This window comes from Kitasatospora sp. NPDC096147 (assembly GCF_044763225.1).
Lineage (GTDB): Bacteria > Actinomycetota > Actinomycetes > Streptomycetales > Streptomycetaceae > Kitasatospora.
Genome location: NZ_JBIWFX010000003.1, coordinates 225,625 through 240,211 on the forward strand (window position 1 = coordinate 225,625; position 14,587 = coordinate 240,211).

Here is a 14,587-nt window from a genome sequence, read left to right on the forward strand (position 1 = left end):
GGGCCGTTCATGCGCCTGCCCTCCCTCACCGGCCTGCGGTTCTGGGCCGCCCTGCTGGTGGTGCTCTACCACCTCTCCCGCCAGCTGGGCGAGCTGCCGCTGCTCAGCCCGCTGGTCTGGTACGGGCGCAGCGGGGTGACCTTCTTCTTCGTGCTCTCCGGCTACGTGCTGGCCTGGACGTACGCCGGCTCCCCCGTGTGGGCCGCGGTCTTCCTGCGCCGGCGGCTGGCCCGGATCTGGCCGCTGCACGCGCTGACCACCCTGCTCTCGCTGGCCGCCTACGCCGCGATCGGCGCGGCGCTGCCGCTGACCGCCGCGCTCTGGTCCGTCCCGCTGCTGCACGCCTGGCTGCCGGCCGCCGCCAAGGGCGGGAATCCGGCGAGCTGGTCGCTGGGCGACGAGGCGTGGTTCTACCTGCTGTTCCCCCTGCTGCTGCCGCTGCTCGCACCGCTGACGGCGCGTCGGCTGCGGGCGGTCGCGGTGGCCTGCGTGCTGACCGGCCCGCTGCTCTGGCTGGCCGGCGCCGCGGTGGCCGATCCGGCGCTGCGCGGCTGGCTGCTGGACTACCTGCCGCTGACCCGCACCCCGCAGTTCCTGCTCGGCGTGGTGCTCGGCCTGGCGGTCCGCCGGGGCCGGGTGCCCCGGGTGCCGGTGCTCCCGGCCGGGCTGGCGGTGCTCGGCTTCCACGCCGCCCTGGTGCCCTGGCACCTGGCCGTGCCGGACTCGCTCTGGTACAGCCCCTGGGGCGCCTCGCAGTTGCTCGCGGCGCCGTTCTTCGCGGCGCTGATCGTCGCGGCGGCCCAGGCCGACCTGCGGGGCCGGGCGGCGTTCGGGCAGCGGGTGACGGTCCGGCTCGGGGAGTGGTCGTTCGCCTGGTACCTGGTGCACGAGATCGCCTTCCGCTGCTGGCTGGCGGCGTACGGGCGGCCCACCGGTGGCTGGTGGGCGCTGCTCGGCGCCTGGCTGCTGCTGGCGGGGGGCTCGCTGGCGGTGGCGGCGGCCCTCTTCCGGTACGTGGAGCGGCCGGTGGAGCGGCTGCTGCGCGGTGGCCCGCACCGGGACGCACGACTGCCGCGCCCCCGCCGGGAGTCGGCGGGGGCGCGGCAGCGGGCCTAGGGCGGGATCAGCCCTTGTCGGCCAGGGCCTCCTGCGAGCCGTCCATGTTCACGTAGGCGTAGAAGACGCCCAGGTTGTAGCCGTCCTCGTCGGTGTCCACGGTGGCGGTGATGTCGGTGTCACCGTTGCGCAGGATCGAGGAGATGTCCCAACGGTTGGAGTCGTAGCCGAAGTTGTTCCGGTTGTACGGCACCCGGACGAACTGGTCGGCCGGGGTCAGCTCCTCGATGGTGGAGTTGAACGCGTCCTTGGAGAAGTGGTTCTGGTCGGTGAACTCGGTCTTCGGACCGTTGGTGGACTTGGCGTAGAAGGTGTCGCCCGTCCACTTGAGGTCGCCGTCGTAGACCACGTAACCGAGCTTGGCCTGGATCGGGCCCTCGGTCGGGGTGACCAGGCCGTCCAGCTTGAGGCTGATCTCCGGGCTGTTCGGCAGCTCGGGGACGAAGCCGTCCCAGAGGTGGATGTGGCGCAGCGGCTTGCAGTCGTTCTCGTAGGCCACCACGATCGTCCAGCCGCCCCAGCTGTGCGGCTTCACCACGGAGTCCATGTTGGCGGCGGTGTAGGTGCCGTTGCCGTGCTTCTTCACCAGCTCGGTGATGTCGGCCGAGGCCTGGTAGCTGCTCTCCGCCGCGGTGGTGATGTAGCCGATGCTCGGCTGGTCGTTCTCGATGTTGGTGTACTGGGTGTCGCCCGGCAGCTTGAGGTAGATCTCGTCGATCTGGCTCTGCGGCAGCACCACGTCGTCGATGCCCCGGGTGCCGCCCCAGTACAGGCGGGCGTACTTGACCTTGGAGCCCTCGACCAGACCGAGGTCGGCGGAGCTGGCGGAGTAGATCTCGTCGCCCTCCGGGCCGATCGAACCGGGATCGATGTTGATGTACTTCATCTGGTAGTTGTTGTTGATCGGCCGCGAGCCGTCGCCCACCCGGGCCTGCTCGCACGGCGGCTGGTTCGGGTCGAGCGGCGGCTTGGTCTCGTCGCAGGTCATCAGCGAGTTGCTGATCCGGGTGATCGAGCCGTGGAAGGTGCCGTCGAAGCGGGTCTTCATCGGCAGGACGTTCTGCTCGACCACCTCGCCGTGCCCCGGCGAGCGGCGTCCGTCACCCGAGCCGCGCGCATCGGCGGACGGGAGGGTCATCATCTGGCCGGCGACGGCGACCAGGGCCGCACTGGCGATGGCGAGTCGGCGCGCGGTGCGGCGCTTCCCGGTGGCACGGCTGACGGTGGAGGGCATGGGTACCTCTCGGTTCAGGCGGCCGGGCGCGAGGCGCACCCCCGCCGAGGATCTGGGGTTGACGCCACCCATCGGAACACAACTCTGCGCAACATTCTCGTCACGTACCGCCATCAGGGGGCATGGTCACGCCCCCGCACTGACCGGTCGTCAGATCCTCACCCGGCCGGGCTATCCGGAACGCCCCGCCGACCCGTAGCCTCACCCGAACGGACTGATCAGGACGGGGATCGGGGGACCATGACGGGCCATCAGGAACCACCCCGGCAGGCCGTGCCGGGCACCCCCGCGGACGCCGCGCCGACCGACACGCCTCCGCACCGCGCACCGACCGACGCGCCTCCGGCGGACGCCCCGCCGACCGACGCCCCGCCGACCGACGAACCACCCGCCGGACCGCCCCGGGAGACCGAGCCCACCGACCCGGGCGCCGCCCCGGACGCCGACTCGGCCGCCGACTCGACCCACCGGCTCCCGACCGTCTGGACCGGGATCACCGGGCTGCTCGCCGCCCTGACCACCCTCGGCCACCTGCTCGCCGTCACCCTGACGCCCTGGCAGCCCAGCCCCCGGCCGCTCCCGATCGCCCTCCTGGCCGCCGCCGCACTCACCACCGCCGCCTGGATCACCGCGAGTTGGTTCGCCCCGCCGGTACCGCACACCGCCCTCCCCAGCCCGCCCTCCTGGCTGCGCGCCGTCCGGCACGGCCTCACCGCCGGGCTGGCGATCGGTGCGCTCAGTTCGCTCTTCGCCCCGCTCGACCAGGCGGCCGGCCGGGTCTGGCTGGCGGTGGCCCTCACCCTCGCAACGGCCACCGCCGTGGGCAGCCGGATCCGCCAGCACCGGATCCGCACCGGCCCGGTCAACCGCGAACTCCGCCTGCTGGCACCCGCCTACCTCGGTGCCTGGCCCGCCGCCTGGAGCGCCTACCACCTGCTCCGCCCGGGCAGCGCGCCGCTGTCCGTCGGCACCCGGCTGGGCCAGCTCGTCTACCTCCCCTGGGCCGCCGCCCTGGTCGCCATGGTCGTCGCCCTGCTGATCACCGCCGTGGTCGGGGCGGTGCGCCGGATCCGCGACAACTGAGGCCCCGCGCGGACGAGTTGGCCACCGTACGTTCACCTCCGGTCCCTACCTTCGCCGGAGACGGACCGACCGGCACGGGGGAGCAGGGTCATGACGGCTGATCAGCACGGCACACCCGCAGACGCGGCGCCCGACAGCACCGCACCGAAGACGGCGCCCCACACCGGAGCCGCCGCTCCCGATCCCGGCCCCGGCGGCTCAGCCGAGGCGGCGCCCCCGTACCTGCCCCGGACGGAGCTGCGCCGCCCGACCCGCTGGACCGCAGCGACCGGCGCGGCCACCCATCTCGCCTTCCTGGCCTACCTGTTGGTGATCCTGCTGGAGCCCTGGCGCCCCGGCATCAGACTGCTCCCGGTCACCCTGTACTGCCTGGGCCTGTTCTGCCTGCTGCTCTGGCTGACGGCCGGCTACCTGGCGCCGAAGACCGACCTGCCCCCCGAGACCGCCACCGCCCCGGCGCCGCCCACCCTCGCCGACCTGACGGCCGCCCGGGAGCCGATGCGGGCCGCCCTCCGGCGGCGGATCCCCGGATACCTGGCGATATCCCTGCTCGGGGTGGCCGTGGTGCCCGCGCTGTTCCTCCCGTTCAGCGGCGCCCACCCGGAAGTCTCGTCCCGGCAGGCCGAGTTGGTGGCCGCCGGGGCGCAGTGGGGCGAGTACGTCCTGCTCCCGCCGATGCAGAACGGCGACCGCCTGCCCGCCTACCAGCCGTACCAGGACTACCGGTTCGCGCCGGTCGAGGGCACGCCCGGGGAGCCGTTCGAGGCGGACCAGAGCCGCTCCCTCGACGGGGTCGAGGTCGACCGGCGGGTCCGCCTGCTCACCGCCCCCGGCCAGGCCCCCCTGGCGGCCCCGGCCCTCGAACGCGCCACCGAGCCCGCCCCGATCGAGCGGACCGCCGTCCTGGTCTGGATCGGCATCGTGCTGCTCGGCACCGCGATCGCCGCCACCTGCTGCCACTTCGCGGCCTCCGATTGGGGAGACGGGCCGTTCGAGGACCTGTACGCGGCCGGCCCTCAGTGGCACCGGATCGGGATCACCCGCGAGACGGTCACCCGCGACCTGCCGGAGGAGGAGATCGACCGCGACGTCGACGGGGCGCCCACCACGACCGAGGAGTGCCTCCGGCTCGACCTGCCCGGCTCCTCCGGACAGCTCCTCTTCAAGGGCACCACCACCCCACCGGCGGGCCTGGCCTGGCTCGCGATCCACCCCGAACTGCGGACCGGCACCGGCTCCCCCCGCGCGTACCACTCCGCCCTGATCGTCCCCGACCGCCACGGCAGCTACTGGGGCACCGTCCGGCTGCCGATCCCCGCCGCCGCCGACGCCCCCGCACCGCAGCCCCGGACCGTCCGGGTCGACCCCGCCCCCACCTCACTCGACACCGAACTCCGCTTGGGGTTGACCATCTTCGCGCTCTGGCCACTCGGCTGGACCCTCTACCACCTGCTCTCCCCCACCGACGGCACCCTGGCCGCCTGGCCGGTGATCGGCCAACTGGTCCTCATCCCGTTCTGCCTGGGGCTCGTCCTGCTGATCCTCTTCCTGATCGGCGCCGGCCTGTTCAAGCTCGTCACCGGCCTGTACGGGCTCGGCCGACGACTGCTGCGCTGACGGCCCCTCAGAGCGCGATCGGCCGGTAGCCGAGCGCGGCGCCGGCGATCTCCTCGGCGCCGGCCTCGGAGAGCTCCGGCGGTGGGTGGAAGATCAGACCGGCAAGCCCGGGATGCCGGACGTTCGCCGTCAGCACCCTCAGGTAGTGCTCCGCCCCGTCCTCCCCGGCCATCACCCGCCGCACCAACTCCACCGCCTCGGCCCGGCTCAGCCCCAGCCCCCGCAGCTGCTGCTCCCCCGGCCCGGCCGCCTCCCGGGCAAACTCCTCGGTACTCCGCGACCCACCGCACACCAGGAAGTCGGACACCCGGTCCTCGTGCCCCGTCCGCGCGTTGAACGCCGCGACCGCCGCCTCGGCCTCCCCGGCCCGGCCCTCCGCCAACTCCTCGATCCGCTCGATCTCCCGGACCAGCTCCGCCACCCGGTCCGCCGCGATCACCGGTGGCAGCAGCCCGTCCCGCAGCTCCATCCCCTGACCCTCCCTCGACTCCCCAGCCGCCGCATCACCCACCGCATCAGCCACCGAACAGCCTCCACCGGCCCTCCGACACCACCTCGACCACGCCGTCGACCACCTTGATCGCGGTCTCCGCGTCGATCGCGTACGCCGGCCCCCCGATCCCGGCGGCCCACCGCTCCGCCCCGGCCTCGCCCTCCGGGCCTTCCGTCCAGTGCGGGAAGACCGAGAAGCCGACGATCCCCAAGCCCTCGTCACCCCCGGACGACGGCCGCCAGTCGACGAACTCCTCACCCACACGCGGCGTCACCGCCATGCTCCCGGCACTGAGCCCCAGGTAGACCGTGTCGTCCAACGAGGGCAGCAGCTCCGCCAGCCCCGACTCCCGCATCCAGTGCGCCAGGTAGAGCGCGTCCCCGCCGTTCACCAGCAGCGCGTCCGCCGCCCGCACCCACGACACCCACCGCTCCCCCTCGATCCCCGGCAGCGCGGTGAGCTCCAGCACCCCGACCGACTTCCACCCCAGCCCCACCATCGGAGCCTCCGCCCGCCCGCTGACGAACCGCCACGGCCCCTCCGGATCCCCGTACGGCCCGCCGTACCCCCCGGTCGGCACGCACAGCGCCGTGGCCTCCTCGACCGGCTTGCCCAGCAACTCGACCAGCGCCGCCCGGATGCTCTCGTTCCGGACTCCGGAGTCCGTCAGCAGAAGCTTCATCCCCCCACCCTAGGAGGGCAGTTCGACCGGGTCGGGCCACCCGGTGCCCGCTCCGGAGGGCCCGACCCCTCGGGGCCGGGCCCTCCGCGATCCGCACCGGTCAGCGAGGGTTGCCCCAACTGATGGTGCGCAGGCTGCCGTTGTCCATCCGGAGGTGGAACTCGGCCGTGGACGGGCGCCAGATCCCCACGTTCTCGGCGGCGCCGCCGTCCCAGTTCCCGGACACCGGGACGTCACCCCGCTGCCCCCAGGGCAGCGTGATCAGGTTGCCGCCGTCGCCCCGGAGCAGGAACTGCCCGGTGTCCGGCCGCCAGACGCCGACGTTGTCCGGCCCCGAACCGTCCCAGTTCCCGGAGACCGGGATGTCGCCGATGTCGCCCCAGGCGATCCTGTGGAGGGTGCCGTCGTCCAGCCGGAGGTGGAACTCGCCCGCGCTCGGGCGGTAGACCCCGACGTTGTCCGGGCCGTAGTCCCAGTTCCCGGAGACCGGGACGTCTCCCCACTGCCCCCAGGGGATGCGGATGTTGCCGCCGGTGTCGCCACGGAGCTGGAACTCCCCGGCGGAGGGCCGCCACACGCCGACGTTGTCCGGCCCCGAACCGTCCCAGTTCCCGGAGACCGGGACGTCTCCCCACTGCCCCCAGGAGACCGGCATCAGGCCGCCCCCGTCCGCCCTCAGCAGGAACTGGCCGGTGCCGGAGCGCCAGACCCCGACCCCGTCCGGGCCGTAGTCCCAGTTGCCGGCCACGGGGTAGTCGCCCGCCTCCCAGGGCACGGCCTGCCCGGTGAGCGAGGCACGCGCGAAGCTCGACGACGGCGTCCACTGCCCGTCGACCGATCCACCGTTGGCCGCACCGTACCCGGCCCCCGGCGCCTCCAGCAGAGTGACCAGCGGCGTCCGGCAGTACGAGGTGTTCCCGCACTGCCCCTGCGCGTTGACCGACCCGCCGTTGCCCGACAGGTTGACCTCGGGCGCCAGGCTGCCGTGCACCCCGGTGCAGCTCACCGAGCCGTAGGCGTACACCCGCCCGGCCGTGCGCTGGACGGAGACCGCGTTGGTGCAGCCGGAGTTGGGCGCGCCCGCCCCCGTCTCGGCCTGCGCGGCCGGAGCGGCCACCACGACCGAGGCCAACGCCCCCGCCAACGCCGCCGCCGTCCTCAGGTACTTCCTCATCCGAGCTCTCCCCCGTACGTGATCGAAGACCGGCCGCGCACCGGGCGCCGATGGCACCCCGCGCGGCACACCATGATCACCATGCCGTGGATCGACCCGCCCGGCAAGGGCCGATCCCCCCGACGCACCACGGCCCGGCCCCACCGACGGGGACCGGGCCGTGCAGCGGGCCTGACGGGCGGTCAGAGCACCTGGAGGTTCTTGCGGAGCTCGAAGGGGGTGACCTCGGAGCGGTACTCCTCCCACTCCTGGCGCTTGTTGCGCAGGAAGAAGTCGAAGACGTGCTCGCCCAGCGTCTCGGCGACGAGCTCGCTGCGCTGCATCAGGTCGATCGCCTCGCCGAGGTTCTGCGGCATCGGCTGGATCCCGAGCGCCCGCCGCTCCGCGTCGGTCAGCGCCCACACGTCGTCGTCGGCGCCCGGCGGGAGCTCGTAGCCCTCCTCGATGCCCTTGAGCCCGGCCGCCAGGGTGACCGCGTACGCCAGGTACGGGTTGCAGCCGGTGTCCAGCGAGCGGACCTCGATCCGGGTGGAGCCCTGCTTGCCGGGCTTGTACATCGGGACCCGGATGAGCGCGGAGCGGTTGTTGTGCCCCCAGCAGATGTACGACGGCGCCTCGCCACCCGCACCCGCCGTACGCTGCGAGCCGCCCCAGATCCGCTTGTAGGAGTTGACCCACTGGTTGGTGACGGCGGCCGTCTCGGCGGCGTGCTTCAGCAGGCCGGCGATGAACGAGCGGCCCACCTTGGAGAGTTGGTACTCGGCACCGGACTCGTGGAAGGCGTTGCGGTCGCCCTCGAAGAGCGAGAGGTGGGTGTGCATGCCGGAGCCGGGGTGCTGGGAGAAGGGCTTCGGCATGAAGCTGGCGTGCACGCCCTGCTCCAGCGCGACCTCCTTCATCACCAGACGGAACGTCATGATGTTGTCGGCGGTGGAGAGCGCGTCGGCGTAGCGGAGGTCGATCTCCTGCTGGCCGGGGGCGCCCTCGTGGTGGGAGAACTCCACCGAGATGCCCATCGACTCCAGCATGGTGATGGCCTGCCGGCGGAAGTCGTGGCCGACGCCGCGCGGGGTGTGGTCGAAGTAGCCGGACTGGTCCGCCGGCACGGGCGGGGTGCCGTCACCGGGGAGGTCCTTGAGCAGGAAGAACTCGATCTCGGGATGGGTGTAGAAGGTGAACCCGAGGTTGGACGCCTTCTCCAGGGTGCGCTTGAGCACGAAGCGCGGGTCGGCGTACGAGGGCGAGCCGTCCGGCATCATGATGTCGCAGAACATCCGGGCGGTGCCCGGGGTCTCCGAGCGCCACGGCAGGATCTGGAAGGTGGTCGGGTCCGGCTTGGCGATCATGTCGGACTCGTAGACCCGGGCGAAGCCCTCGATCGCGGAGCCGTCGAAGCCGATCCCCTCCTCGAACGCCTGCTCCAGCTCGGCCGGCGCGACGGCGACCGACTTGAGGAACCCGAGCACGTCGGTGAACCACAGCCGGACGAAACGGATGTCACGCTCTTCGAGCGTACGAAGCACGAACTCCTGCTGCTTGCCCATGGGGACAGTCTCACCTCTGCTCTTTACGTCCGTGTTACGCCCGGCAGTCCGCTCGTAGCGGCCCGGCAACGAATGCCCCCATCATGTCGGATCTCCGTCCGGAGTCCACCCCGGGCACGACGGCACCGGCCGGGGCCGCCGGATCCGAGTGTCCATGTGCACGTGGAAGCCGCAGTCGAAGCTTCACCCTGGACAGATAGCGTCAGTTAGACGATAAGGTGGGCCGCATGCCGAATCTGCGACTTGCCCTCTGCCAGACCGACCCCCGGGTCGGGGACATCGCGCGCAACTGCGAGGAGGTGGTGCGCTGGGCCGTGCGGGCCGCCGGGGCGGGGGCCGAGCTGGTGGCGTTCCCGGAGATGGTGGTGACGGGGTACCCGGTGGAGGACCTGGCGCTGCGCGGGTCGTTCGTGAACGCGTCCCGGGAGGCGCTGGCCGGGCTGGCCGTCCGGCTGGTGGAGGAGGGACTCGGGGAGCTGCCGGTGGTGGTGGGGTACCTGGGGCGGTCGGAGGAGGGCTGGCGCGGGCGGCCGGCCGGGGCGCCGCAGAACTGCGCGGCGGTGCTGCACCGGGGCGAGGTGAAGGGCCGCTTCGCCAAGCACCACCTGCCCAACTACGGGGTCTTCGACGAGCACCGGTACTTCGTGCCGGGCGACCAGCTGCCGGTGCTGCGGCTGCGCGGGGTGGACGTGGCGCTGGCGATCTGCGAGGACATCTGGCAGGACGGCGGCCGGGTGACGGCCGCCCGGGAGGCGGCGGCGGGGCTGCTGCTGGTGCTGAACGGGTCGCCGTACGAGCGGGAGAAGGACGACACCCGGCTGGCACTGGTGCAGCGGCGCGCGAAGGAGGCCGGCTGCGCGCTGGCGTACGTGAACATGGTCGGCGGGCAGGACGAGCTGGTCTTCGACGGGGATTCCCTGGTGGTCGACCGGCAGGGTGAAGTGGTCGCCCGCGCACCGCAGTTCGAGGAGCACCTGCTGCTGGTCGACCTGGAGCTGCCGGCGGCCAAGCAGCCCGCCGGGGAGCCGCGGCTGAGCGACGGCCTGCGGCTGGTCCGCACCGAGCTGGGCGGTGCCCCCGACTACCGGGGCCGGACGGAGCGTCAGGAGCCCGCGCCCCGCCTCGACGACGAGGCCGAGGTGTACCGGGCCCTGGTGGAGGGCACCCGGGCGTACGTCCGCAAGAACGGCTTCCGCTCGGTGCTGATCGGGCTCTCCGGCGGGATCGACTCGGCACTGGTGGCGGCCGTCGCGGTGGACGCGCTCGGGGCACAGGACGTGTACGGGGTCTCGATGCCGAGCCGGTACTCCTCGCAGCACTCCCGGGACGACGCGGCCGAGCTGGCCCGCCGCACCGGGCTGCACCTGCGCACCGTCCCGATCGCCCCGATGTTCGACGCCTACACCGCCGCCACCGAGCTGACCGGGCTGGCCGAGGAGAACCTGCAGTCCCGGCTGCGCGGCACCCTGCTGATGGCGATCTCCAACCAGGAGGGCCACCTGGTGCTGGCCCCGGGCAACAAGAGCGAGCTGGCGGTCGGCTACTCAACCCTCTACGGCGACTCGGTCGGCGCCTACGGCCCGATCAAGGACGTCTACAAGACCCTGGTCTTCCGGCTGGCCCGCTGGCGCAACGCGGACGCCGAGGCGCGCGGCGAGCAGCCGCCGATCCCCGAGCGCAGCATCAGCAAGCCGCCCTCCGCCGAGCTCCGCCCGGACCAGGTGGACACCGACTCGCTCCCGGACTACGAGCTGCTGGACGCCGTGCTCTCCCGCTACGTGGAGGGCGACCAGGGCCGGGACGCGATCGTCGCGGAGGGCTTCGACCCGGCGGCGGTGGACCGGATCGTGCGGCTGGTGGACACCGCCGAGTACAAGCGCCGGCAGTACCCGCCGGGCCCGAAGGTCTCCCCGAAGGGCTTCGGCCGCGACCGCCGACTGCCCGTCACCAACCTCTGGCGCCGGGGCTGAGCGCCGGACCGGAGCACCGGGGCCGAGCGACGGGCCTGAGCACCGGGGCTGAGCGCCGGGCCTGAGCGACGGACCGGAGCACCGAGGCCGAGCGACGGGCCTGAGCGTCCGCCCCCGGAGTCGGCCTGACCGGCGGGCGAGGCGGACCGGGGGAAACCGGGGTGCGGGAGCGGCCGGGGCTCTGCGAGCATGCACGGATGTCCGAGCAGCTCGAAGCCCTGGTCCTGCGCCACACCCACCGGGTCCCCGCCGTCACCGGCCTCGCCGGCCCCGACGGCCTCGCCGGCCCCGACGGCCAAGGGGCGACCGCCACCCGGCAGTTGGACGCGGCGCTGCTGTCCATCGGGTTCAAGCTGTCGGCCGACCTGTTCGCGCACCTGGCGGGCCGGCCCGAGCAGACGGTGGTCACCGTCGGCGCCCGGACGCTGGCCGCCGTCCGGGAGCTGGTCGGCGACCACGTCCGGCACAACAGCTACTTCGTCGACTTCCCGGACAACGTGCCCGACACCGCCGAGTTCTGGGCCTACTGCATCGGCATGGCCCTCCTGGAGAGCGGATACCGGGAGCGGCTGCTCCGTCGCCTCGCCACCCATCCGGTCAATCTGCTGGACCTCCCGGAGTACGGCCGCTACCGGCACAGCCACGAGGAACTCCTGGCCCGGCAGCCGGAGTTGATCGCCGCCGCGAGCGACCGGGTGACGGTGCTGCACCTCGGCGGGCCGCTCGCCGAGGAGACCGCCGCGCTCTACCTGGCCCTGGCCGGCAGCACCACCCCGCTGAGCGCCGAGCACCTGGCCGACCTCGCCGTGCTCGCCCCGCTCCACCAGGACGGCCCGCAGCCCGCCGCGATCCCGGTCCGGGAGAGCCGGGCGGTGGTCAACCACGCCCGCCTGCAAGCCGGTTCGCCGCTCCTGCTGGACACCGTGACCGATGTGCTCCGCCTCGCCCGGGTGCTCGCGGGCGGCAGCCCGGACCTCACCGAGCCGGTCCGGCTGCGCTCGCCGCGCCGCCCGGAGCGCCGCGCCCTGCTGGCCGGGCTGGACGCCGTGGTGGCGGCCTCGCCCGCCAAGCTGGCGGACGTGCACGCGCACCGCGAGCAGTTCAAGCGGCTCGGCGAGCGGCTGCACCCGCACGAGTACCCGCAGTGGCCGCACGCCGCCGAGGTGTTCGCCGTGGCGCGCGGCGAGCTGAGGGCGCCGTCCCTGACCGCCCGGGTCGAGGAGCTGGTGCACGGGGGTGACGCCCCGGCTGCGGCCCGGCTGCTGGCCGAGGCGGCCCCCGGCCGGCTGTTCCGCGCACTGGACCGCCTGCTCACCGCCTGCACCGACGGCGAGCAGCGGCAGGCGGTGCTGGCGGCGGCCGGGCAGGCCGCGCCGCAGGTCTCCGGCCGGGTGCTGCTCTCGCTCCGCGAGCACCTGCTGAACCGCACGCAACGGCCGTACCGCAAGCGGGTGTTCGTCAACCGCACAGCCCGCGCCTGGGTCACCGACGACCACCGCCCCGGGCTGGCCGCGACGGCCCGCGAGAGCCTGGCGGCCCTACTGGACGAGGAGACCCGCCGCCGGCTCCCCTCCCCCGCCCACCTGCTGGTCGACCCGGCCGTGCTGGACGTGGCGGTGCCGCTCGGCGGGAAGGGCGTCTCGGGCGGGGTCGGCACGCTGCCCCGGGGGTCGTACTCGCCGGTCGAGGGCGAGCTGCTGCGCTTCTTCGTGTACTGGCAGCAGGCCCGGAGCACCACCGACTTCGACCTGTCGGCGCTGCTGCTGGACGAGCGGTACGACACCCTGGGCTGGCTCTCCTACACCGCGCTGAAGACCGTCGAGGGGGTGCACTCGGGTGACGTCACCAGCGCACCGGACGGCGCCTCGGAGTTCATCGACCTGCGGCTCGGCGCGGTGCGCGGCAGTTACGTCGTTCCGCAGGTGAACGTCTACGACGGCGAGGGCTTCGAGCAGGTCCGGGAGTCGTTCTTCGGCTACATGCTGCGCGAGGCCGAGCAGCAGGGCCGGCCGTTCGAGGCCCGGACGGTGCGGATGAAGTCCGAGCTGCGCGGCCCGGGCCGGGTCGCCCTGCCGCTGGTCTTCCTGCGCGACGAAACCGGCACCTGGTGGGCCAAGTGGCTGCACCTGTACCTCAAGGGCGCCCCGCGGGCCAACCAGGTGGAGGGCAACCGGATCTCGGTCTCCACCCTGGTGCGCGCGGTGGTGGAGCGGCGCCACCTGACGGTGCGCCACCTGACCGCCCTGATGGCGGCGGAGACCGTCACCCGCTGGGACGGCGGCACCGTCCCGGCCGGGCCGGTCACCTTCGTCGGCCTGGCCCGGCCGGAGGGGCTGCACCCGGACTCCACCGTGATCACCCCGGAAAACCTGCGTGATCTGGTCCCGGCCTGACTGCTAGCGTGTGCGGTGGCGAGGCCATGGACGGGCTTCCTTCTCCTTCCTCCTGTAAAGAGCTCTAGTCCGTCCGCTCTCCTCGCCACCGACTCCGCCGGAGCCGGGGCGCCCGCCGAGGGCACCCCGGCTCCGGCGCGTTCCGGACGGCCCGTCAGCAGCACCGGTCAGGCGCACCGGCCCGCCGGGCGACGACCCACCGGGCACCACCCGTCAGAGCCGGAACGAGGCCAGCACCGCACGGTGGTCGCTGCCGCTCCTGGCCAGCACCCGGGAGTCGGTCGGGGTGATGCTGCCCTTGCTGAGCACGTGGTCGATTCGCACCACCGGGAAGGCCGCGGGGAAGGTGAAGCCGAAGCCCTGACCGGCCTCCTCCTGGGCGGAGGTCATCTGCGAGGTGATCGGGTCGAAGGCACGGTCCGTCAGGCTGCCGTTCAGGTCGCCCATCAGCAGCACCCGCTCCTCCCGCTCGGTGCGCAGGGCGGCGCCCAGCGCCTCGATGCTGGCGTTCCGGGCGTCCGATCCGAAGCCGGTGCGCGGGGTGACCCGGACGGAGTCCAGGTGGCCGTAGTAGACGGCCACCCGGCCCTTCGGGGTCTCCACCACCGCGCGGGCCGCCGTGCCGACGTGCTCGATGCCGTCCCGCTCGACCCAACCGCCGTGCTCGATCGGGTACTTGGACCAGAGGCCGTCCGTGGTGGAGCCGCCCAGGAAGTACGGGTAGGCGGCGGCCAGACCCCGCCGGTAGGTGCCCAGCGCGTCCGGCTCCATCTCCTGGAGGGCGATCAGGTCGGCGCCCGAGTCCTTCAGCATCGCCAGCGTCCCGGCGTGGTCGAGGTTGGCCGCCGCCACGTTGTGGCTCAGCACCGTCAGATCGCCCTTGCCGGTGCTGCCGTCCACCAGCACCCCGCCGTAGCAGGCCAGCCAGACCACCCCGGGCAGCACCGCCGCCACCAGCGCGACGGCCGAACGGCGCAGCAGCCCGACCAGCAGCAGGGCGAGCACCAGCAGGCCGCTCCAGGGCAGGAAGGTCTCGACGAAGCCGCCCAGGTGCCCCGTGTCGGGTATCAGCCCGTGCCCCGCCATCAGCAGGGCGGTCGGCACCGCCGCCGCGGCGGTGATCCGCCCGCGCCGCCAGCCGCCCTCCCGCCGGGTGAACGCCGTGATCCAGGCGATGCCCCCGAACCTCCCGGACCGACCGGACCGACCGGGCCGACCGGACCGACCCGGCTGCCCGGGGCCGCCCGCACCGCCGGCCCCCGTACGCCCCGCGCCCCTCGT

General features: G+C 73.4%; 11 protein-coding genes. 5 read left to right on the forward strand and 6 right to left on the reverse strand.

What is annotated here, in order from left to right:
* The first annotated feature begins 9 nt into the window (after positions 1–9).
* Positions 10–1,116 (forward strand): acyltransferase family protein, encoded by a 1,107-nt coding sequence (locus tag ACIRBX_RS11510; protein ID WP_402295616.1) that lies wholly within the window; start codon positions 10–12, stop codon positions 1,114–1,116.
* 7 nt (positions 1,117–1,123) lie between these two features.
* Here the strand turns inward: ACIRBX_RS11510 and ACIRBX_RS11515 are convergent, their stop codons facing one another.
* Positions 1,124–2,350 (reverse strand): hypothetical protein, encoded by a 1,227-nt coding sequence (locus ACIRBX_RS11515; RefSeq protein ID WP_402295617.1) that lies wholly within the window; start codon positions 2,348–2,350, stop codon positions 1,124–1,126.
* Between the two features lie 240 nt (positions 2,351–2,590).
* On the opposite strand from ACIRBX_RS11515, the gene ACIRBX_RS11520 reads away from it, so the two are divergent.
* Together ACIRBX_RS11520 and ACIRBX_RS11525 are read left to right on the forward strand one after the other, a co-directional pair.
* Positions 2,591–3,433: a hypothetical protein gene (locus ACIRBX_RS11520; RefSeq protein ID WP_402295619.1), complete on the forward strand. Its 843-nt coding sequence runs from the start codon at positions 2,591–2,593 to the stop codon at positions 3,431–3,433.
* A 90-nt stretch (positions 3,434–3,523) separates the two neighbouring features.
* Complete coding sequence (locus ACIRBX_RS11525; protein WP_402295621.1) at positions 3,524–5,050, forward strand: hypothetical protein; 1,527 nt, start codon at positions 3,524–3,526, stop codon at positions 5,048–5,050.
* 7 nt (positions 5,051–5,057) lie between these two features.
* Here the strand turns inward: ACIRBX_RS11525 and ACIRBX_RS11530 are convergent, their stop codons facing one another.
* The 4 genes from ACIRBX_RS11530 to glnA all read right to left on the reverse strand — a co-directional run bounded on the left by ACIRBX_RS11530 (position 5,058) and on the right by glnA (position 8,943).
* Positions 5,058–5,519: a hypothetical protein gene (locus ACIRBX_RS11530; RefSeq protein ID WP_402295622.1), complete on the reverse strand. Its 462-nt coding sequence runs from the start codon at positions 5,517–5,519 to the stop codon at positions 5,058–5,060.
* A gap of 46 nt (positions 5,520–5,565) precedes the next feature.
* Positions 5,566–6,225, reverse strand: a complete 660-nt coding sequence (locus ACIRBX_RS11535; RefSeq protein WP_402295623.1) for a Type 1 glutamine amidotransferase-like domain-containing protein — start codon at positions 6,223–6,225, stop codon at positions 5,566–5,568.
* Between the two features lie 100 nt (positions 6,226–6,325).
* Positions 6,326–7,399: a hypothetical protein gene (locus ACIRBX_RS11540; RefSeq protein ID WP_402295624.1), complete on the reverse strand. Its 1,074-nt coding sequence runs from the start codon at positions 7,397–7,399 to the stop codon at positions 6,326–6,328.
* 182 nt (positions 7,400–7,581) lie between these two features.
* Positions 7,582–8,943, reverse strand: a complete 1,362-nt coding sequence (gene glnA / locus ACIRBX_RS11545) for a type I glutamate--ammonia ligase (protein ID WP_402295626.1) — start codon at positions 8,941–8,943, stop codon at positions 7,582–7,584.
* A gap of 227 nt (positions 8,944–9,170) precedes the next feature.
* Here glnA and ACIRBX_RS11550 point away from each other — a divergent pair, with 227 nt between their 5' ends.
* Together ACIRBX_RS11550 and ACIRBX_RS11555 are read left to right on the forward strand one after the other, a co-directional pair.
* On the forward strand, positions 9,171–10,913 hold the full coding sequence (locus ACIRBX_RS11550; RefSeq protein WP_402295628.1) for an NAD+ synthase: 1,743 nt from the start codon (positions 9,171–9,173) through the stop codon (positions 10,911–10,913).
* Between the two features lie 197 nt (positions 10,914–11,110).
* On the forward strand, positions 11,111–13,306 hold the full coding sequence (locus tag ACIRBX_RS11555) for a hypothetical protein (RefSeq protein ID WP_402295630.1): 2,196 nt from the start codon (positions 11,111–11,113) through the stop codon (positions 13,304–13,306).
* Between the two features lie 213 nt (positions 13,307–13,519).
* On the opposite strand, the gene ACIRBX_RS11560 is transcribed toward ACIRBX_RS11555, so the two are convergent.
* Positions 13,520–14,410 (reverse strand): endonuclease/exonuclease/phosphatase family protein, encoded by an 891-nt coding sequence (locus tag ACIRBX_RS11560; RefSeq protein WP_402295631.1) that lies wholly within the window; start codon positions 14,408–14,410, stop codon positions 13,520–13,522.
* Between the last annotated feature and the right edge of the window lie 177 nt (positions 14,411–14,587).

What these genes read in the sequence shown, in the direction of transcription:
- ACIRBX_RS11520 (WP_402295619.1), top strand. Translation starts at nt 2,591, where the DNA reads ATGACGGGCCATCAGGAACCACCCCGGCAGGCCGTGCCGGGCACCCCC.
- ACIRBX_RS11510 (WP_402295616.1), top strand. Translation starts at nt 10, where the DNA reads ATGCGCCTGCCCTCCCTCACCGGCCTGCGGTTCTGGGCCGCCCTGCTG.
- ACIRBX_RS11515 (WP_402295617.1), bottom strand. Translation starts at nt 2,350, where the DNA reads ATGCCCTCCACCGTCAGCCGTGCCACCGGGAAGCGCCGCACCGCGCGC.
- ACIRBX_RS11525 (WP_402295621.1), top strand. Translation starts at nt 3,524, where the DNA reads ATGACGGCTGATCAGCACGGCACACCCGCAGACGCGGCGCCCGACAGC.
- ACIRBX_RS11530 (WP_402295622.1), bottom strand. Translation starts at nt 5,519, where the DNA reads ATGGAGCTGCGGGACGGGCTGCTGCCACCGGTGATCGCGGCGGACCGG.
- ACIRBX_RS11540 (WP_402295624.1), bottom strand. Translation starts at nt 7,399, where the DNA reads ATGAGGAAGTACCTGAGGACGGCGGCGGCGTTGGCGGGGGCGTTGGCC.
- ACIRBX_RS11550 (WP_402295628.1), top strand. Translation starts at nt 9,171, where the DNA reads ATGCCGAATCTGCGACTTGCCCTCTGCCAGACCGACCCCCGGGTCGGG.
- ACIRBX_RS11535 (WP_402295623.1), bottom strand. Translation starts at nt 6,225, where the DNA reads ATGAAGCTTCTGCTGACGGACTCCGGAGTCCGGAACGAGAGCATCCGG.
- ACIRBX_RS11555 (WP_402295630.1), top strand. Translation starts at nt 11,111, where the DNA reads ATGTCCGAGCAGCTCGAAGCCCTGGTCCTGCGCCACACCCACCGGGTC.
- glnA (WP_402295626.1), bottom strand. Translation starts at nt 8,943, where the DNA reads ATGGGCAAGCAGCAGGAGTTCGTGCTTCGTACGCTCGAAGAGCGTGAC.